This window comes from Pandoraea sp. SD6-2 (assembly GCF_000389825.1).
Lineage (GTDB): Bacteria > Pseudomonadota > Gammaproteobacteria > Burkholderiales > Burkholderiaceae > Pandoraea > Pandoraea communis.
This window is the reverse complement of sequence record NZ_KB944454.1, coordinates 604,039-623,207: the sequence shown is the minus strand read 5'-3', so window position 1 is coordinate 623,207 and position 19,169 is coordinate 604,039. Positions and strand designations below refer to the sequence as shown.

Annotated in this window: 18 protein-coding genes and 1 pseudogene; 13 read left to right on the top strand and 6 right to left on the bottom strand. The window is 64.3% G+C overall.

The window, feature by feature from the left end:
* Positions 1-193 precede the first annotated feature (193 nt).
* The 5 genes from C266_RS19205 to C266_RS19185 all read left to right on the top strand — a co-directional run bounded on the left by C266_RS19205 (position 194) and on the right by C266_RS19185 (position 5,732).
* Positions 194-1,345, top strand: a complete 1,152-nt coding sequence (locus C266_RS19205) for an ABC transporter substrate-binding protein (RefSeq protein WP_010804696.1) — start codon at positions 194-196, stop codon at positions 1,343-1,345.
* 165 nt (positions 1,346-1,510) lie between these two features.
* On the top strand, positions 1,511-2,332 hold the full coding sequence (locus C266_RS19200; RefSeq protein WP_010804697.1) for an enoyl-CoA hydratase/isomerase family protein: 822 nt from the start codon (positions 1,511-1,513) through the stop codon (positions 2,330-2,332).
* Between the two features lie 130 nt (positions 2,333-2,462).
* Positions 2,463-3,458, top strand: a complete 996-nt coding sequence (locus C266_RS26370; RefSeq protein ID WP_010804698.1) for a PhaM family polyhydroxyalkanoate granule multifunctional regulatory protein — start codon at positions 2,463-2,465, stop codon at positions 3,456-3,458.
* A 109-nt stretch (positions 3,459-3,567) separates the two neighbouring features.
* Complete coding sequence (locus C266_RS19190; RefSeq protein ID WP_010804699.1) at positions 3,568-4,860, top strand: patatin-like phospholipase family protein; 1,293 nt, start codon at positions 3,568-3,570, stop codon at positions 4,858-4,860.
* Between the two features lie 29 nt (positions 4,861-4,889).
* Entirely contained in the window at positions 4,890-5,732 is an 843-nt protein-coding gene (locus tag C266_RS19185) for an AraC family transcriptional regulator (protein ID WP_010804700.1), read from the top strand.
* Between the two features lie 28 nt (positions 5,733-5,760).
* Here the strand turns inward: C266_RS19185 and C266_RS19180 are convergent, their stop codons facing one another.
* The 3 genes from C266_RS19180 to C266_RS19170 form a co-directional block, all read right to left on the bottom strand.
* On the bottom strand, positions 5,761-6,348 hold the full coding sequence (locus tag C266_RS19180; protein WP_010804701.1) for a LysE family translocator: 588 nt from the start codon (positions 6,346-6,348) through the stop codon (positions 5,761-5,763).
* 112 nt (positions 6,349-6,460) lie between these two features.
* Positions 6,461-6,898, bottom strand: coding sequence for a nuclear transport factor 2 family protein (locus tag C266_RS19175; protein WP_010804702.1), 438 nt, complete (start codon positions 6,896-6,898; stop codon positions 6,461-6,463).
* 187 nt (positions 6,899-7,085) lie between these two features.
* Entirely contained in the window at positions 7,086-7,646 is a 561-nt protein-coding gene (locus C266_RS19170; protein WP_010804703.1) for a chalcone isomerase family protein, read from the bottom strand.
* 709 nt (positions 7,647-8,355) lie between these two features.
* Here C266_RS19170 and C266_RS19165 point away from each other — a divergent pair.
* The 3 genes from C266_RS19165 to C266_RS19155 all read left to right on the top strand — a co-directional run bounded on the left by C266_RS19165 (position 8,356) and on the right by C266_RS19155 (position 10,849).
* Positions 8,356-9,237, top strand: coding sequence for a hypothetical protein (locus C266_RS19165; RefSeq protein WP_010804704.1), 882 nt, complete (start codon positions 8,356-8,358; stop codon positions 9,235-9,237).
* A gap of 104 nt (positions 9,238-9,341) precedes the next feature.
* Entirely contained in the window at positions 9,342-9,845 is a 504-nt protein-coding gene (gene rfaE2 / locus C266_RS19160) for a D-glycero-beta-D-manno-heptose 1-phosphate adenylyltransferase (protein WP_010804705.1), read from the top strand.
* Positions 9,842-10,849 carry an asparaginase gene (locus tag C266_RS19155; RefSeq protein ID WP_010804706.1) on the top strand — a complete coding sequence of 336 codons (1,008 nt, stop codon included), beginning with the start codon at positions 9,842-9,844 and terminating at the stop codon, positions 10,847-10,849. Before rfaE2 ends, C266_RS19155 begins: the two co-directional genes overlap by 4 nt.
* Positions 10,850-10,942: 93 nt before the next feature.
* On the opposite strand, the gene C266_RS19150 is transcribed toward C266_RS19155, so the two are convergent.
* From C266_RS19150 to C266_RS19140, 3 genes and pseudogenes are all read right to left on the bottom strand, one after another.
* The gene (locus C266_RS19150; protein WP_010804707.1) at positions 10,943-11,821 is read right to left on the bottom strand and encodes an SPOR domain-containing protein; all 879 of its coding nucleotides are present in this window, start codon (positions 11,819-11,821) and stop codon (positions 10,943-10,945) included.
* A 112-nt stretch (positions 11,822-11,933) separates the two neighbouring features.
* Positions 11,934-12,929, bottom strand: a pseudogene (locus C266_RS26365) (type III pantothenate kinase); the annotation flags it as partial.
* Positions 12,929-13,915: a biotin--[acetyl-CoA-carboxylase] ligase gene (locus C266_RS19140; protein WP_010804709.1), complete on the bottom strand. Its 987-nt coding sequence runs from the start codon at positions 13,913-13,915 to the stop codon at positions 12,929-12,931. The pseudogene C266_RS26365 and the gene C266_RS19140, both read right to left, overlap by 1 nt.
* A 206-nt stretch (positions 13,916-14,121) precedes the next feature.
* On the opposite strand from C266_RS19140, the gene C266_RS19135 reads away from it, so the two are divergent.
* Genes C266_RS19135 through C266_RS19115 form a run of 5 tightly spaced genes read left to right on the top strand, consistent with a single transcriptional unit; the run spans position 14,122 to position 19,115 of the window.
* The gene (locus C266_RS19135) at positions 14,122-15,243 is read left to right on the top strand and encodes an ABC transporter permease (RefSeq protein ID WP_010804710.1); all 1,122 of its coding nucleotides are present in this window, start codon (positions 14,122-14,124) and stop codon (positions 15,241-15,243) included.
* On the top strand, positions 15,243-16,181 hold the full coding sequence (locus C266_RS19130; RefSeq protein ID WP_010804711.1) for an ABC transporter ATP-binding protein: 939 nt from the start codon (positions 15,243-15,245) through the stop codon (positions 16,179-16,181). Before C266_RS19135 ends, C266_RS19130 begins: the two co-directional genes overlap by 1 nt.
* A complete protein-coding gene (locus C266_RS19125) occupies positions 16,171-17,130 on the top strand; it encodes an MlaD family protein (protein WP_010804712.1) in 960 nt (319 codons plus the stop codon). Before C266_RS19130 ends, C266_RS19125 begins: the two co-directional genes overlap by 11 nt.
* A gap of 32 nt (positions 17,131-17,162) precedes the next feature.
* The gene (locus C266_RS19120) at positions 17,163-17,930 is read left to right on the top strand and encodes an ABC-type transport auxiliary lipoprotein family protein (RefSeq protein WP_168162934.1); all 768 of its coding nucleotides are present in this window, start codon (positions 17,163-17,165) and stop codon (positions 17,928-17,930) included.
* Positions 17,931-17,942: 12 nt separating this feature from the next.
* Positions 17,943-19,115: a VanZ family protein gene (locus C266_RS19115; protein ID WP_010804714.1), complete on the top strand. Its 1,173-nt coding sequence runs from the start codon at positions 17,943-17,945 to the stop codon at positions 19,113-19,115.
* Positions 19,116-19,169: the final 54 nt, after the last annotated feature.

The following is a 19,169-nucleotide window of genomic DNA, read 5'->3' as shown; positions in this document are numbered from 1 at the left end:
GTGGGGACACGCGCATAGGGTGAACCCGTATATGGAGAAGAATTCCGGCTCCGCTATTCTTTGTCTCCTTGAGTCGGTTCGCACCCCTATCGGGTGAGCGAGTTGGCCCTAACTTTTGCCGGCGCGGCGCGAGGTGTCCTTCGGGGGCGCTGGCGTTAAAAAAACCAGCGCAGGCCAGACCAGGAGATTTTCCATGCGAAACCCCGTGCGCACTGCCCTGCTGGGTGCGATGTTGCTGGCGTTGGCTGGTGGCGCTGCCGCTCAGGTCAAGATTGGCGTGAGCATTTCGCTCACCGGCCCGGCTGCCTCGCTTGGCATTCCCGCGCGCAACACGGTCACCATGCTGCCGACTGAAATTGGTGGGCAGAAGGTTGACTACATCGTGCTCGACGATGCGTCGGATACCACGACCGCTGTTCAGAACACCAAAAAGCTCATCTCCGAGAACCACGTAGACGCCATCATCGGTTCGTCGATCACGCCGAATACGTTGGCGATGCTTGACGTGATTGCGAGCGGTACTACGCCGACGATCTCGCTGGCTTCGTCGGCGCGCATCATCGAGCCGGTTGACGCCAAGCGCCACTGGATGTTCAAGACTCCGCAGACCGATGCGCAGATGGCTTCGGCGATTGCCGAGCATGCGAGCCGCCACGGTGTGAAGACGATCGCGTTCATCGGTCAGGGTGACGCTTTGGGGGAAGCCTTCTACGAAGAAGTCGCCAAGTTCGCCGGCCTGCACAAGATCAAGATAGTTGCCAACGAGCGTTTCGCACGTACCGATCCGAGCGTGACGGGTCAGATCCTGAAGATCATGGCGGCTAACCCGGATGCCGTCGTTGTGGGTGCGGCCGGCACGCCTGCGGCGCTGCCGCCGAAGGCGTTGGCCGAGCGTGGCTTCAAGGGCATCGTGTATCACAACCACGGCGTGGGGAATAACGACTTCCTGCGTGTGTGCGGCAAAGACTGCAACAACACGTACCTGCCGGCGAGCCCGGTGCTCGTGGCGTCGCAACTGCCGAACGATCATCCGGCCAAGGCGGTTGCGCTCGACTACATCAAGAAGTACGAAGCCAAGTACGGCGCCGGCACGGTGGCGGCCTTCGGTTCGTATGCGTGGGACGCGGGTATTCTGCTGCAACGCGCCATTCCGATTGCACTGAAGACGGCCAAACCGGGCACGCCGGAATTCCGCAAGGCGCTGCGCGACGCGCTGGAGACCAGCAAGGAAGTGCATGTGTCGAACGGCGTGATCAACATGAGTCCGACCGATCACCTTGGTCTGGATCAGCGTGCGCGCGTAATGGTCAAGATCGACAATGGCAAGTGGCTGCTCGCACCGTGAGTGCGATGCGAACGCGATGACCATTGCCTGCAACTGAAATGACGGATGTGGCGCGCCCAACGTCGCTCACATCGCCCTGTTGACCGTTGGCGGCGCTGGCTTCGGCCGACGCCGCTGCTTTCCGATCCCCGCCCGTGCGGGGATATTTTTTTGGAGCGGTAAGCTATGTCGCAAGACCTGTATCAACACTATCGGTCGCTGCAATTCAAGCGGCATCCCAACGGCGTGCTCGAACTCATCATGGGCGCCGGAGCGAACAAGAGCGGCTTGTCGACTGCCGACCACCAGATGCATCGGGAACTGGCCGACGTGTGGCGCGATATCGACCGCGACACCGAGACACGCGCCGTCGTCATTCGTGGGGAGGGTAAAGGCTTTTCCGGCGGTGGCGACCTGTCGCTCGTCGAGGACATGGCCGACGATTTCGCGGTGCGTGCGCGGGTGTGGCGCGAAGCGCGCGACCTCGTCTACAACGTGATCAATTGCAGCAAGCCCATCGTTTCCGCGATGCATGGCCCGGCCGTCGGTGCCGGACTGGTCGCGGGTTTGCTCGCCGACATCTCCATTGCAGCGAAGAGCGCGCGCATCATCGACGGTCATACGCGCCTGGGCGTGGCGGCGGGTGATCATGCCGCCATCGTGTGGCCGTTGTTGTGCGGCATGGCCAAAGCGAAGTACTACCTGCTGCTGTGCGAACCGGTGTCGGGAGAGGAGGCCGAGCGTATCGGACTCGTGTCGCTTACCGTCGACGAGGCAGACCTGCTGCCCAAGGCCTTCGAAGTCGCGGACAAGCTTGCACGCGGTTCGACCACGGCCATTCGCTGGACCAAGTACGCACTCAACAACTGGCTGCGCAGCGCGGGACCGTCGTTCGACGCGTCGCTCGCGCTCGAATTCATGGGCTTCGCCGGCCCGGACGTGCGCGAGGGCATCGCGTCGCTGCGTGAGCGCCGGGCGCCGGACTACGGCGGCGACGCGCCGTTCTGAAACACCATTGGTGCACGCTCGGCGTATGATCGATACCCATACGCCCGCTGCGGCTTAGCGCTTGATGCGCGTGGCTTTGCCGGGACTGGCCCGCAGGCCATCCGTCCCCTGACCGTGACTGGAGACTGTAATGAGCGATTCGACGAGTGCCATGCCTAACGGTTTCGACATTCTCAAGAAAATGTGGGAGGCGTTCAGCCCCCCAGCGACATTCACCTCGCCGCTCACGCAGTTGATGCAGAGTGCCGCGCCGTTGCTCGATCCCGACGAAATCGAAAACCGCATCGCCGAGATGCGCGCCGTCGAGCAATGGCTCACGCTCAATCTGAACGTGCTGCGCTCGACCATTCAGGCGTTCGAGGTGCAACGCGCTACCTATGCGACGCTGCGTGCGTTCGGCACCGGCAACTTCGGCGCGTCGAGCGGTGCCGAAGCGGGCGCGACGAGTGCGCCGGAGAGTGGCGGGGCGTTTACACCCCCATTTACCCCGCCGTTCGGACAGGCAGGCGCGGCCAACCTCTGGCGCTCGCCGTTCGCATCGACCGAACCGGCGCAAGACGTCGAATCGCAGGCCCGCGCGCCCGAGCCTGAGCCTGAACCCGAGCCGGAAGCTGCGGCTGCCGCCGAGGAAACACCGCCGGGGGGTGGTGAGGCCCAATCGCCATTCGCCCAGGCAGGCAATGCATATGGCGCGCTGGACCCGTCGCTGTGGTTCAACGCCATGCGCGCCCAGTTCGATCAGATTGCCGCAGCCGCACAGGCGGCCGGCATGTCGGCGGCGCAGATGACGGAAGCGGCAGCGGCGCAAATGTCAGAGGCAGCGGCCAAGGCGACGCACGCCCCGCAGGCCAAGCCAGCGGGATCGGGTGAACCGAAACCGTCAGGCAAAGCGCCGGGCAAGGCGGGCACAGCTGCCAAGCGAGCCACGGGCGCGGCGAAGACGGCTAGCAAGACGGCCGCCAAGCGTGCGCCGGCCAGCAAGAAGACCCCGGCGAAATCGGCAGCGGCCAAGACGTCTGCAAAGACATCGGCAAAGACACCGTCGAAGGCGGCCGAGAAGGCAACCGGAAAACCGGCCCCCGCCGCAGGCAAGACGCCGGGCAAACAAGCCGCGTGGAAGTGGTAACGCCGTCGGGCCGAAGACACGCGCCGGGGTGAACAGCGGCGAAAGCCATGAAAGCTGCGCCGATGGAGACAACGAGCGCAACGACAGTCAAGGCAGGAGGAGGCCTCCCATGATTTCAGGCGAACGTACCGGCCTCGTCCTGATGGGCGGTGGTGCACGTGCCGCCTATCAGGTTGGCGTGCTCGCGGCGATTGCGGCGATTCAGCGTGAAGTTCTGCCGTCGCGGCGCGCGATTCCGTTTCCGATTGTCTGTGGCACGTCGGCGGGCGCGATCAACGCTGCGTCACTTGCCTCGCACGCCGACGATTTCCAACACAGTGTCATGAAGCTCGATGCCGTGTGGCGTCAGTTTCACGCCGGTCAGGTGTTCCGCGCCGACTCACTCGGCATCGCAGGCACCGGGGCGCGCTGGCTGGCGGCGCTCTCGCTGGGCTGGGCACTGCGCCGTTCTCCGCGTTCGTTGTTCGACTGGTCGCCGCTTGCCGACATGCTGCGCAACGCGATCCGTCTCGACCGGTTGCCGGAAGTGTTCGCATCGGGCGCGCTCCAGGCGCTGTCGGTCACGGCGCTGTCGTACTCGTCGGGTCAACACGTCACCTTTTATCAAAGCGCGGAGCCGATTCAGGCGTGGAAGCGTTCGCTGCGTCTGGCGCGCGCGGTGCCGTTGACGGTCGAACACCTGCTGGCGTCCAGTGCGATCCCGTTTCTCTTTCCGGCCATCGAACTCGATCTCGACGGCCAAGCTGAGTATTTCGGTGACGGATCGATGCGCCAGATCGCGCCGCTGAGTCCGCCGATTCATTTGGGTGCGACCCGCATCCTGATCATTGGCGCCGCGCACGGACAATACGGGCTCGATAGCAGCGGCGAGCGCATCGGCGGCTATCCGAGCCTGGCGCAGATCGGCGGACAAGCGCTCGCGAGCGTATTCATCGACGGACTGTCCGCAGATCTGGAGCGTCTTCAGCACATTAACAACGTGCTGCGGCACGTGCCGGAAGCGCAGCGCGAGTCGAGCGGCTGGCGGCCCATCGAAACGCTGGTGATCTCGCCAAGTCAACGCATCGAACCGATTGCGGCGCGCCACTTGCAGCAGTTGCCGCGTGCCGTGCGTACGATACTCGGCGCGATCGGTGCCGACGAAGCGCGCGGCGCGGCGTTCGCCAGCTATCTGCTGTTCGAATCGTCGTACACTCAGGAACTCATTGCGCTGGGGGAAGCCGACGCCTACGCGCAACGCGACGCGATTGCCGCATGGCTCGTGGCCGAGGCTGACGGCACCAGCCCGTTCGACAATGTCGAAGCCGGTGCGGTGGGCAGCGTCGAACTGCCGGCGAATTCACCGCTTTCCGTCGAGCCGTCCGATGCTGCCGTCGCGGATACCGGCAAGCCCGCGGCATGAGCCGGCTGTCCTCACGAAATCACACGCTTATGTCGAAATCCACCGTCGCTTGTCCTTACCCCTCCACGTTCTGGCGCGATCCGGCGCTGCCATTTCTCGAGGCGCGCGAAGTGCTCGACGGTCGTCGCGTCTGTTACGCATTGCACAGCCACGAGACATTCTCTATCGGTGCCGTCACGGGCGGGCGGAGCACCTATCTGAACGGGCGGGCACGCGAGACCGTAGGTCGTGGCAGCGTCGTGGTGATGAACCCCGATGCCGTGCATGCCTGCAATCCCATCGGCGACGAGGCATGGGCCTATCGCATGCTGTTCGTCGACACGGCGTGGTTACGTGATTTGCAGCGCGAGTTGGGATTCGGGCACGGACACGATCTGCACCTGTTCGATCCGATGTCGTCGACCGATCCGGTGTTGTATGCGGGATTGAATCGGCTCTATGACGTTGGTACCGACACGACACGTGACCGGCTCGAGCGCGAGAGCGTTGTGCAGCAGTTCTTCATCGATGCGCATGAGCGTCTGAACCCCGCACCACAGCCGATGCACGACGACTCACACAAGCTGCGCGATGCCGCCGACTTCATCCGCGCACATTGCCGCGAGGCGCTGACGCTGGCGCAGATTTGTGCGGCAGCGGGCCTGTCGGCGTCATATCTGACACGGGCCTTTCGCGTGCAGTACGGGTTGACGCCGCACGCCTTCCTGATGAATCAGCGGATTCAATACGCGCGCGGGCGATTGCGTCGCGGACACGCCATCGCCGAGGTGGCGCTCGATGCCGGCTTCGCCGATCAGGCGCATTTTCAGCGCACATTCAAGCAGTTACTCGCCGCCACGCCCGGACACTACCGGGAGCCGCGCGTGGCGTGAGGCGGCGCGGCATCGCCGCATCGCCGCGCTACGTCGCCGCGACCAGATACACCGCGCTGCCCGCCAGCAATGCTGCCATCACTCGATTGAGTCGCCGTACGCGCCGCGCGTCACGCATGTGATGCCGCAGCATCGCACCGGCGGCAGCCCAGCACCCGACCGATAACCAGCAGACCACGAAGTAGATCGCCGCGAATTGCCAGATGCGGGCGGGATCGCCTGCCGTGTATGCGCCCATCCCGGCCAATGCGGCGAGCCATGCCTTCGGGTTGAGCCACTGCATGACGGCCCCGTGCGACATTGTCGGGCCGCGTTGGGCGTCGGCGTCGCCCAGTTCGCCGTTGTCGATCGCCAGCTTGTACGCCATGTAAAGCAGGAACGCCACGCCGAACCACTGAATCGCGTGCAGCAGAACGGGCATGCGTTGCAGCAACTCGTATACCCCGAAGCCAACAGCGATAAGCAGGACCACGAACCCGACCGTCGCCCCCGTGACGTGACGCAGGCTTGGCACGAGTCCGTAGCGTGCGCCCGCGCCCAGCGCCACGACGTTGACCGGTCCGGGGGTGATCGACGCAGCCAGCGCGAACGCGGCCATCGAGTAGAAAAGTGTCATCGGAAACCTCAATGCTGGACAAGCGTGTGAAACGAGGTTCCGAATGTAGGCTGGGGCGCGCGCCGCGTATTGAAGAAAACTGCCCTTTGGCGATTCGCCCGATGCCCGTGCCTTAGCGAAACAGGCGCTGTTGTAACCAACGTAATAAGCGTCCAACGAAGGGGAGCTTGGCGTAGAGGTCTTCAGTCGCGTCCCAATAGTCACGCTGATACGTAACGCGCCCGTCGACGGCAAGGCGCAGGTGCGATGCGCCGTGGATGATCTGTTCGTCGTCGAGCCATCGTTTGGTGTGGAAATGCAGATTCCAGACGAGCAGCGCCTGATTGTGTTGCAACAGTGTGGCGGTGACTTCGATGTGCGGCGAGTCGACGCGTTCGAACAGTTGGGTGAGCAGCATGGCGACCTCCGCAGCACTGCGGACCTCGTGCAGCGGCGTCTTGAGATAGACGTTGGGCGTGTAAAACTCGCCCAAATTCCCGACGCTCAGGCGGGTGAGGGTCTCGAAGTAGCGCGTCAGGCGCGTGAGTGCCGCAGCATGATCGATATCCATAGGCACGCTCGCGTGGGCGCTGTAACAGCGCGATTCGATGGACAATCCGTGGCCGGTTCGGGGGAGCGCTCCCATCCGTCCCGGGTGTGCGGCGCTGGAACCGGCTTTGTGTAAGTTACACCTGCATGGCGGCCTCGCGGCGCGCGTGGCGCCGATGAGACACCCGAGGGCGTTCGCAGCACAGCGCTCAGCGCGCGTCGCTGATCAACTCCGCGCGAAGGTCGGGAGCGCTCGTGCGCGGGTCGAGCCAGATGGCGAAGAAAGCACGCCCGAAGGCGTCGCCCGCGATCTGACCGATGAGCTTGCCGTCCGAGAAAAAGCGTGTGCCGTCACCGGGCCGGAAGACGCCCGTCAAATGCTGTCCGGCCGATACGTCAGGCAGGATGCGTGCGAGTTCGTCGGCCCAACGCTGTCGTTCCGCATCGGTCGCCACTTGCAGTTTGGTCATCTCGATCAGACTTCGCTGCACGAGTGTATGGGACTTGAAGCTGCGCGCGTAACGCAGATCCAGTACTAGCGGATGCATACCCCAATTCGCGTTGAGGCGATCTGCGCCGGAGAAGAGTTCTGCGTCGTAGAGATGGAAGCCCAGGCGCGTGAACGAGCCGTGTCCGACCAGATGCGCGGCCGGGATCTCCTGGGAGGCCAATTGCCCGGCATCGAACGCCAAAGCACTGGGGGCGGTCGCCACGGCCGCAAGAAAACAGGCGGTGCGCAGCCATGCGGCAAATGCGGGACGAGTTGCCATGCTCGGCTCCTTATCGGTCAAGGATCCAGTCGAGTAGGAAGGCCCGTTGGCGGCGCGCACGTCGTTCTGCCCACGCGCCGGCCGGTACAACTTGTTGCGTAATTGCGACTGAGAACTATCCTCAAAGTGAGGTGCCGCCATCGGCAATACAGCGCGTCGGCAGGCGTGCTTTCACGATTCAGGCCGCAAGTACGGAACGATTGCTTTTAGCGTAGACCATCGGACGCTGCTCGCGCAGGTCCGTGGCACAAGGACATACCCTGACGCGCCGCCATCACGTTCGTGCCAGGCCTGTTGCCGCTGGCGCGATGAGCGGTGCGCAGGGCCTTCGGGTCGCCGAATGATTGCCGGGACGCCTGTCGCCCCCTGAGCTTAGGTGCTTTCCGTGACAATTTGACGGACGTCAAAATTACGACGCATTACCGTCATGTGGCTGTCAGCGAGGGCGGTTTTGAAAGGCTTTTATGTTATGATTCAAGAGTTTGCCCATATTTTAGTAGGGTCGCTCTAAGCCATATCGCCAATGTGCGGCCAGATAACAGGCGTTAAATCGCCGTCCTTCTGCGGCGGCAGGGTTCAAGACGTGAAGCCGGACGGCGGGGGCCGCCCGCGACACGCTCACCGTTTTGTCTGTCGAAATTCGGCGTAAACTTTCACAATACTATCTTGAGTCCTGGTGTAAGGTCTCGCGACCTTGGGGGTAATTGAAATGAACGAAATGCTGTATCCCGAGCTGTACAAGTCGCTGGAGGCAGTGCGTTGGAACATGGAGAAGGACATTCCGTGGGACAAGTTCGACGCCAGCCAACTCACCGACGATCAGGCGCGCACCATCAAGATGAACGCCATCACGGAATGGGCGGCACTGCCGGCCACCGAGATGTTCCTGCGCGATAACCGTGACGACAGCGATTTCTCCGCGTTCATGAGCGTGTGGTTCTTCGAAGAGCAGAAGCATTCGCTGGTGCTCATGGAATACCTGCGCCGCTTCCGCCCGGACCTCGTGCCGACCGAGGCCGAACTGCATGCCGTGCGTTTCCCGTTCGATCCGGCCCCGCCGCTCGAGACGCTCATGCTGCACTTCTGCGGCGAAATCCGCCTGAACCACTGGTACCGCCGTGCGGCCGAATGGCACACCGAGCCGGTGATCAAGGCTATCTACGAAATCATTTCGCGTGACGAAGCCCGTCATGGCGGCGCTTACCTGCGCTACATGAAGAAGGCGCTGACGAGCTTTGGCGATAACGCGCGTGCCGCGTTCGCCAAGATCGGCGTGCTCATGGCCTCGGCGCGTCGCACCGAAAAGCCGCTGCACCCGACCAACCTGCACGTGAACAAGGATCTGTTCCCGAACGACACGGTGCAGTCGCGTTTGCCGGAGCCGGAATGGCTCGAGCACTGGCTCGATGAACAGATCAAGTTCGACGATAGCTGGGAGAAGAAGGTTGTCGAGCGCATTCTGCACAACATGTCGCTGCTGTTCGAGCGTACGTTCGCGACGGCGCAAGACCTGAACCGCTACCGCAAGGAAATCACCAGCCGCCTGGCTGCGGTGACCGCACCGGCACCGGCCGTGGCGACCTCGTCGTAATCCGCGGGCCGCATCGCGCATCAGCAGAAAAGGGGCTTCGGCCCCTTTTTTGTTGGCCCCGCACGTGGCGTGGGAGAATAGCGCGTCCACTTCGATCGATTGTCATGTCATCTTCCCAAGTCACTTCTCCGGCCGATTTCGAGGCCAAGATTCTCTCGCGTGAAGCCCTTGTGGCGCTGGCGCCGACGCTGCCGCGGCCGCTTGTGTTTACCAACGGTGTATTCGACATCCTGCATCGCGGTCACGTGACGTACCTCGCGCAGGCACGCGCGCTCGGCGCATGCCTGATCGTCGGCGTGAATACCGATGCGTCGGTGCGCACGTTGGGCAAGGGCGACGACCGCCCGATCAACAACGAAAACGACCGCGCGGCGTTGCTCGCGGCGCTGCAAAGCGTCGATTACGTTGTGACGTTCGGCGAGACTACGCCGGAGTCACTGATTGCCGCCCTGCGTCCCGACATTCTTGTCAAAGGCGGCGACTACGACATGGACAAGCTGCCGGAGTCTGCGCTCGTTCGCGGCTGGGGTGGCAAGGCGGTGGCCATTGCGTTCGAGCATCAACGCTCGACCACGGCGCTGCTCAAGAAAGTGCGGGCCCAATCATGAGCCTTGCGCCGCTCGTTGAAGTCACTCGTGGCGCCAATGGCATCGACACGGTCGAGTGCGTGCATTACGGCAGCGTCGCGGTTGTCGACGCGCAAGGGCGCTTGCGATACGCCGCAGGCGATCCGTCGTTCCTGACGTTCTCGCGCTCCACACTCAAGCCGTTCCAGGCGCTGCCGTTCGTAGAGGGCGACGGCGTCGGACACTTCGGACTGACGCAATCCGAGCTTGCACTGCTTTGTGCGAGCCACTCGGGTGAGACCTTCCACGTCAATGGCGTGAAAAGCCTGTTGAGCAAGGCGGGATGCGACGAGCATCATTTGCAGTGCGGTTGCCACACGCCGACGTTTTACTCCGCGACGGGCAAGCGCCCGCCGGCCGATCTGAAGCCGACGCCGCTGCACCACAACTGTTCGGGCAAGCATGCGGGCTTCCTCGCGTATTGCGCGCAGCACGGGTTGCCGCTCGACACCTATCTGGACCCGGCACATCCGCTGCAGCAGGCGATTCGCGCGCGTGTTGGAGATGTCGTCGGTGTGAAGGGCGATACGCTGCCGCTGGGCATCGACGGATGTTCCGCACCGAACTACGCGTTGCCGCTCGACAAGCTGGCGGCGGCCTATGCCCGGCTGGCGGCGAGCGACGATGCCGGCCTGTCGACGCTTTTCGCTGCCATGACGCAGCAGCCTGAGATGGTGTCCGGAACGGCACGCAACGATCTCGCCTTCATGCGCATGGCGCCCGGCGACTGGGTGGCGAAGATCGGGGCAGACGGTGTCCAGACGATCGGTGTGCGCTCCGCAGGACTCGGCATCGCAATCAAGGTGGTCGACGGCAATATGCGCGCGCTTTATACGGCAGCGGTTGCCGTGCTCAAGGCACTCGGGCTTGTCGAATCGCCCGAGACGACAGGGCTGGCACCGTGGGTGTCGCCGGTCATCAAGAACGCGCGCGGTACCCAGACCGGGGTTGTGCGTTCCGTCGTCGAATTGAGGCGCGTCGGGTAAGTCTGTCTCACGGGGCGTGGCCCGCCCCGGCCGCTCCGTTCGCTTGGGTCGCCGCGCTTCATTCGATGGTTCGGCCCAAGGTGCCCGGCTCGGTCAGTGAGCACCTTCGGGCGGGCTGCCGGCCGGCGCCGGGCAGGCCCGTACCAACTGTGCCGACCATTGTTGCGTCACGACGCTGCGCACTTGCGTAGCGGCGTTCGCATTGATCCCGGCGATCCGGTAGATAATCCGGCTCTTCGCGTTTGCCCGCTCGCTCAATTGCGGCGTGATGCCTTTCTTTTGTGCCGCAGCCATCAACCGCACCGCACGTTCCCGGTCGTTAAAAAGTCCGAGCGAGACGACGAGATTCGATCCGTCGTCGTTGAGCAGGAAGTACTCCGTGACGCCAGCCGAGCGCAGTTGCGCCACCTGCTTGTCGGCCGCTGCCTTGTTAGGCACCGGGCTGAGATGCACCCAGTATCGTTTGTCGAGCGGGATGGACTGCAGGTCGCCCTGTCCTGACGGCAATGCCGCGAGCAACAGGCCACGTGCTTGCTGCGCATCGTTGGATGCGAACGGCCCGATGTCGAGGCAGGCGGTCGCTGCAACGGCGGTCGTCGCTTGCGATGCTGCCGCCGCGTCGCTCGATACCGCGGCGGGTGCCGTGGCGGCGAGGGCCTGACTTGCGGCCGTTGCCGTCGATGCAGACACGGACGATGCCGAGGCAGGCTGGGCGCTTGTGTCGAGGTGCTCGTCATGATTCGCCGAGCCGGTGCCGCTGACCTTGCTCGGCCCCGCCACATCGCCCGGCGCATTCGCGCTGATCTCAACCTCTGTGAGGCGGATATTGCCGGGCTCGAGTTGCGTTTCTATGCGTGCGGGTTCGCGGCCGGTGGCGGGGAGTACGTCACGCCATTTCAACCAGCCTAATTGCACTGCGGCGAGCGCCGCGTTCGCCGCCAGGAACATGACAAGCAACAGCGCACGCAACATCTCAGACACCTCCTCGTGCATGTCCGGCATCTCGCGGTGCGGGGGCCGGTAAATCGGTCGTGGCCGCGTGCGTTACCCTGGCCTCGGTCGAATCGGTGCCAGCCGTGCACAACGCCACCTCGTACAAGCCGGCCAGCACCAATTGGTCGTGCTCGGTAACGGGCAGCGTGAGCGTTTGCGCAAGCGCCTGACGGGCTCCGCCCGAGAGTACGCAACGTACCGGGGCGCCCAGTTGCACTTGCAGTTGCGCGTGGCTGCGCTCGACGAGACCGGCCTGCGCGGCGGCGCAGCCACGCAGAATGGCTTCGTCCGTGCTGCGAGCGAAGTCTTGTCCGCCGGCGGGCATGGTGGCGTCGAGCGTTGGCAACTGGGCCGTGCCTTGTGCAAGGGACTGAAGCATCAATGCGGGGCCCGGTGCGATCAACCCGCCGAGATAGGTGCCGTCGGCACACAGGGCTTCAACGGTCGTTGCGGTACCCAACGTCACGATGAGCAGATGCTCGCCGGGCCACGCGGCATGCGCACCGATCAGGCTCGCCCATCGATCACTGCCAAGTTGCGTGGGCGTGCGATAACCATTGCGAACCCCCGCGCGCGACTCACTGGCGCGAAGGACTTGCAGCCAATCGGCAGATGCCATGCCCCACAGTGTTTGGAGCGTCATGCGAACGGCTTGCTCCGCGGCGTCACCCGCGACATTCGCGAGCCAGACACCGGCGGGTGCGGGGCAAATGAATCCCTCGTCCTGTCCGCCCTGACCCATCGCGAGCGGGGCCATGTTCGGGGCGAAGTGGGCCTCGCCACCGTTCCCGGAGACCAGCGCTGCCCAGCCTGCACGGATTTGTGCCGCGAGCGTGCGCCATTCGGCGTGGTCCACCGCGCCGCTGGCCAGAAACGACGGCGACGTGGCGCGCCATTCGGCAGGACGCACGGCTGGCGCCAATGCCCACTTGATTCGGCTATTTCCGGCATCGACCAGTAGCCACGGCGCGCCGTGGGCGCCCCCTGTGTGCCCGGTGCCATTCGTGGCGTGGCTCTGCGTTGCCACTGCCGCAGCTTTTGTCGTGCCGGTCGCTTGTGGCGGGGACGTGTGCCGGGAGGCGGCCATCAGCGGCCTCCTTGGGCGCCGGGCGCCGTGGACGTATCGAGCAATCGCACCGAGACTTCGCCGCTGGCGATGACGCGCTCGCCGGCGTCCGTTGCCACGCGCAGGCAGCCTTGCGAATCGACACCGAGCGCTACACCGTGCAGTAAATCGCGGCCGTGCTCGATGACGCGAATCGATGCCCCGCCGTAGGCGTGCATGGCCTCCCAATCGTCGCGGAATGCACTGAATCGATGCTCGGCAAAACGGTCCAGCATGGCGGCGAGACGCTGCACCAATGCAATGAAGACCGACGACATGTCCGGCGCCGGCAGCACCGATTCGAGCGCGGCCGGCGGCGTGGCCGGGATGCCGGACGTTGCAGCGCCGGCGGCGGCCGCGTTGTCGATGCGCGTGGCAACATCCCCGGCCTGCCGGAGATTGACCCCGACGCCGATCACCACACCGATGCGTCCCGGACCTGCCGGAACCGTCTCGATCAGAATGCCCGCGAGCTTGCCGCCCCGCAGCAGCACGTCGTTGGGCCACTTGAGGCCAAGGGCGTGGGGCGCCGACAGTGGCAGATCCGATAGGCCCTCCACGACTGCCACCCCCGTGGCAAGCGACAGTCCGGCCAACTCGGCCGGGCCCCCCGGCATCACGTACGCCAGCGAGAACGTGAGACTGTCGCCCGGCACGCTTTGCCAGGCCCGGCCGCGCTGTCCGCGTCCTGCCGTCTGTTGCATCGCGGCGCGTACCACGGGCGCGCATGAGGCATTTTCACGAAGTCGTGCGAGAAGGTCGAGATTCGTGGAGCCGGTGGCGTCAACGACTTCGACCTGCCAGTGGCGGCAAGTGGCAGCCAGACGCAAGCGAATCCGGTCGCCATCGAGCGAGTGCGGCGCGGTGTCGCACAATGACTCGCCACCCGAGCCGGACGGGTATTCGGGCGAGCCCGCAGCCGTGGCGGTAAGGGCGGTCTTGGGCGAGGAAGATGCGGCGTTATTCATGGCTGCTATTGTAGCGGCGAGGCCAGTGCTGCGCCGGTCTGGGCGGCATCGATCCTTGCTTTTCGGCATCATCCGAGACGTAAGTCAGCCGATTCCGGCGCGTTTTCAGCCTGTGGCGGGTTGCTATCGACCGGTCACGCCTGTACCGTACAATGACCCCGCTTTGCCGGATTCCGGCGGTTTGTTTTGTCAGGAGATCGTCTGTTTTGAAGCTCGATGCCGTGCCCACTCTGGAGCTGACCACCTCGTCGCAAGGACCGGTGGTTATGCTGCGCGGCCTGTGGACAGCGCTGGCGATTTCGCAGCGCAAGAAGACGCTGCTAGGTCTCGTGCGAGCGTTGCCTCAGGGTGAACTGGCGTGGGACCTGACCAGTGTCGAGCGGCTCGATCACGTTGGCGCGCAAGCCCTGTGGCGCTACTGGCAACGTCGGTACCCCGAACATATCGCGCTGACGCCGCCGCAACGCGCGCTGTTCGATCACCTCGCCGAATTCGACCGTTCGCGACAAAGCCCGGTGCCCACGCGCCGGGTCGATCCGATCAGCCGTCTGGGGTACTCGCTGTTCACGCTGGGCGAGCATTTGCGCGACGGCATCACGATGTTCGGCCGCTTCGTGATCGACCTCGGCCGTGTCATTCGCCATCCGGTGCGTGCGCCGTGGCTGGAGATGTCCGCCAATATATACAGCGCGGGGACCAAGGCGCTCGGCATCACGGCGCTGGTCGCGTTCCTGATCGGCATTGTCCTGTCCTACCTGTCTGCCCAGCAGTTGAAGCTGTACGGGGCGAGCACGTTTATCGTGAACATCCTCGGTCTCGCGGTGATACGCGAACTCGGGCCGGTGCTTTCCGCGATTCTCGTGGCGGGGCGCTCGGGATCGGCCATTACCGCCCAGTTGGGCGTGATGCGTGTGAACGAAGAACTCGACGCGCTGCGCGTGATGGATATTCCACACGGGCTGCGGCTCGTGCTGCCGAAGGTCATCGCGCTGGCCGTCGCCATGCCGCTGCTCGTCATGTGGACGAATATCGTCGCATTGCTCGGCGGCGCGCTCGCTGCGAAGTACGAACTGGGCATCGGCCTGCATTACTTCTTCACAACGCTGCCTAACGCGGTGAACATTGCCAACCTGTGGATCGGGCTGGGAAAAGGTGTTGTCTTCGGCATGCTGATTGCTCTCGTGGCCTGTCACTTCGGCATGCGCGTCAAGCCCAACACGCAGAGTCTCGGCGAGGGCACGACACAATCGGTCGTGACATCGATCACCATCGTGATTCTCGCGGACGCCGTCTTTGCGATTCTGTTCCGTAACGTGGGGATCGGCTAATGCGCGAATCTACGGCCCCCCATCCGTCCACTACCCCGGCGACCCCGGCGTCGCCAGCGTTCGGCAGCGACGTGCGATCAGGCGCCGCCGCCAGCTGTCCGCCGATATCGTCGACGCTCCCCGGTGACGCCGAGCCGGTCATCGAAGTGCGCGATCTCACCAAGCGGTACGGTAGTCACACGATTCACGAGCATCTGGATCTCACCGTGCGGCAAAGCGAGATCATTGCGCTCGTCGGCGGTTCCGGTTCGGGCAAGACGACACTCATCCGGCAGATCATCGGGCTGGAGGCACCCACGAGCGGCCACATCAGCGTCTTCGGTCACGACATCACGATGATCGACCGGAACACCGCGCACTTGTTGCGTCGCCGCTCGGGCATGCTGTTTCAGCGCGGCGCGCTGTTCTCTGCGCTGACGGTGTTCGACAACATTGCGCAGCCGCTGCGTGAGCTGCATACGCTCTCGGAAGATCTGATTCGCGATGTCGTGATGTACAAGCTCGACATGGTCGGTCTGTCGGGACGCATGGCGAATCGCATGCCGTCTGAGCTATCGGGCGGCATGATCAAGCGTGTGGGGATTGCGCGGGCGATCGCGTTGGAGCCGGAACTCCTCTTTCTCGATGAGCCCACGGCCGGGCTCGACCCGCAGGCGTCGGACGAATTCGTGGACATGATGCGCGGCCTGCACCGCTCGCTCGGCCTGACCGTCGTGATGGTCACGCACGATCTGGATACGGTGATGATGCTCGCCACGCGTGTGGCCGTGCTGGCCGACCGCAAGGTGTTGGTCAACGCACCGGTGGAAGATGCGGTATGTGTCGATCATCCGTTTATCCACAGCTTCTTCCTCGGTGAGCGCGGCAGACGCGCGTTGCTGGCCCTGCCCGCGGCGCGGCGTATCAAGATTTCGGAGTTACTCGACGATGGAAAATAAATCGCACGCCTTCATGGCGGGCCTCTTCACACTGGCGTTGCTCGCTGCCATTGCCGCTGCGGTGTACTGGTTCAATCGCGACAATCGCGTGCGCGTGCCCTACGATCTGGTCTCGCGCACCAATGTGACCGGGCTGAATCCCGAATCCGCCGTGCGGTATCGCGGACTTGGCGTGGGCAAGGTGGACTCGATCAAGTTCGATCCGCGCACGCCCGGCCAGATTCTGATTCGCATTCTCGTGAATCAAGGCACGCCGATGACCAAGTCGACGTTCGGCACGCTGAACTATCAGGGCGTGACGGGGCTGGCCTTCGTACAACTGGACGACGATGGAGACGACCGCACGCTATTGCCGTCGTCTGCGGCGCATGTTGCGCAATTGCAGTTGCGTCCGAGCTTCATCGATGAACTGCAACGGCGCGGCAACAATCTGGCGCAGCAGTTGGAGGAGGCGGCATCGTCGGTCAACGCGCTGCTCTCGCCCGACAATCGGCATGCCGTTCTGGATTCGATCAACAGCGTGAAGACCGCGGCGCAAAGCGTGAATCGTGTGGCGCAGCAACTCGAACCGGTGACAAAGGAACTGCCCGACACCGTGCGCGAACTCAACGGCACGCTCGCCGGCACGCATCGTCTGACGAATCAACTGTCCGATCCGCAAGGGCCGCTGATCCGCAATCTGGATAGCGTGGGACGTGCGGCCGATCAGGCCACGTCGAGTCTGGCGGCGTTCCAGGCAACGATGCAGACGTTCGAGGGTTCGCTGCAACAGGAGGCGCTGCCGCGTCTGAACACGCTGTCGGACGATCTTCGCTCAACGACGCAGGCCGTCGGGCAGGCTGCCGAGACAATCAATCGCAATCCGCGCGCACTGCTGTTCGGTACGTCGCCGCCGACGCCCGGTCCGGGCGAGGCTGGCTTTTCGTGGCCGGGCAAGGCAGGTCAATGATGCGCAACACCGTCATGCAGGGGGATATCGAGATGACTGAGCCAATCGGCGCGATCCGGGTAACCGAGGCGCCCGCCGCAGCGGGACCGGGCAGACGTGGCGCCCGCCGGCTGCGCACGCTGACCACCTGGCTGCTTTATGCCGGGACGGCCGCGTTGATGGCCGGATGTGCCACCTCGACGCCGCCGGGCTCGCTGGCGCGCTTCGATCTCGGCCCGCCGCCGACGCCCGCTATGTCGGCCGCCAATGCCGCCAATGCGACCAACGTCACAGCACCCGCATCGGACGTCATGGCTTCGGGGGCATCGCACATGTCGCCGCTGAAAGTGGTGGTCAACGCGCCGAGCTGGCTCGACGCCGACGTGATCTATTACCGTCTGCCCGCAAGCGATGGCGATCAGGCCCGCGTATATGCGAACAGCCGATGGCTGGCGCCGCCCTCGCGGCTCTTCGGCGATCGTCTGCGCGCCGCCTTGTCGGTCGACCGGCCGGTACTGGCGGCCGGCGACCCGACCGCCGCGCCCGCCCTGCGCGTGGAACTCGAAGAGTTCGCGCAATACTTCAACAGTACGTCGGTGAGTCACGGTGTGGTGCAAGTGCGCGCCACACTGTTCGACGGACCGAAACTGCTCGCCCAAACGACGCTCCGTGCACAGGCCCCGGCCGCGAGTGCGGACGCCGCAGGCGGCGCGCGTGCGCTCGCCGTCGCCAGCGACGCCGTGCAAACCCAACTGATCCAGTGGCTTGCCGGACGCGTGCCCGCCCCGTCGGCATCGGGTGCCACCACCCCGGCGCGATAGCGCGCACTGCCGATGCCTGAGCCGGACGTCAAACCCTGGCAACGACGCGCCTCGCCGCTCACGCGTCAGGCGCTGATTTGCCTGATCCTGCTGATCGCTTACGCGAGCCTGTACCCGTTTGAGTTCCAGCGCGCGGCCGTGGGACCGTTCGACTATCTGTTCGCGCCGTTACCCCGCTGGATGACGACGTTCGATGTCGTCACCAACGTGCTGGGCTATATCCCGCTCGGCATGTTGACGGTACTGGCGCTGCACCCCGCGTGGCGCGGTACGCGCGCCGTGCTCGCGGCATTCCTGCTCGGCATGATGCTCTCGTGTGGCATGGAAGCTTTGCAGACGTATTTGCCCACACGTGTGGCGTCGAACGTCGATCTGGCAACGAACGCCCTCGGTGCCCTCATCGGCGCCGCCATTGCCGTGCCGCTCACGAGTCCGCTGCTCGATCGCGGATGGCTGCGGCATCTGCGTTTCGCGTGGTTCGAACGGCACGCAAGTGTGCTGCTCGTGTTGCTGGCGTTATGGCCGTGGGCGCAGGCCTATCCGCAGCAGTTTCTCTTCGGTGACGGCGATCTCGTCCGGCAAATCTGGCTCTGGCAGGACCCGGACGTGACCGATCTGGTGCTCGACTGGGTGCCGCGACTCGGACAGTTGCAAGACTACCTTTCCGAACTCGATGCCGTCGCCAGTCATGCCTTGTGGGAGACGGTCGTGAGCGCCAGCGGCACCATTCTGGCCGGACTGCTCGCCACGCTCGCGATGCGTCGCTCGGCGCCGCGCGTGCCGTTGTTGTGCGCGATGTTCGTCAGTGCGTTTGCAATCAAGGCCATCGCGTCGGCGTGGCAGTTCTCGCCGGCGCAGGCGTTCGACTGGGTGACGGCCGGCGCCATCTACGGCGTGACCGTCGGCGCCCTTGTCCTGGTCGTCGCCGGACGAGGGCCGCGCGCGCTGCGCGGTGCCGTCGCACTGGCGGCGCTTGTCGTGCTGCTCGTCTTCGTCAATTTGCTGCCCGCGAACCCGTACTACGAAGCGGCGCTTCAGTCGTGGCGTCAAGGCCGCTATGTGCACTTCAACGTACTGGCGCGCTGGCTTGCCTGGACGTGGCCGTACCTCGTGCTGATCTATCTGCTCGCGATGTTCGATCCGAGTCATCGCGGCCCCGCCCGCAGCGTCGGAAATCAGCGCTGAGCTCCGTCCCGCCTGGATGTGCGGCGAGATAGGGCGGTGGATTGTTTCCAAATC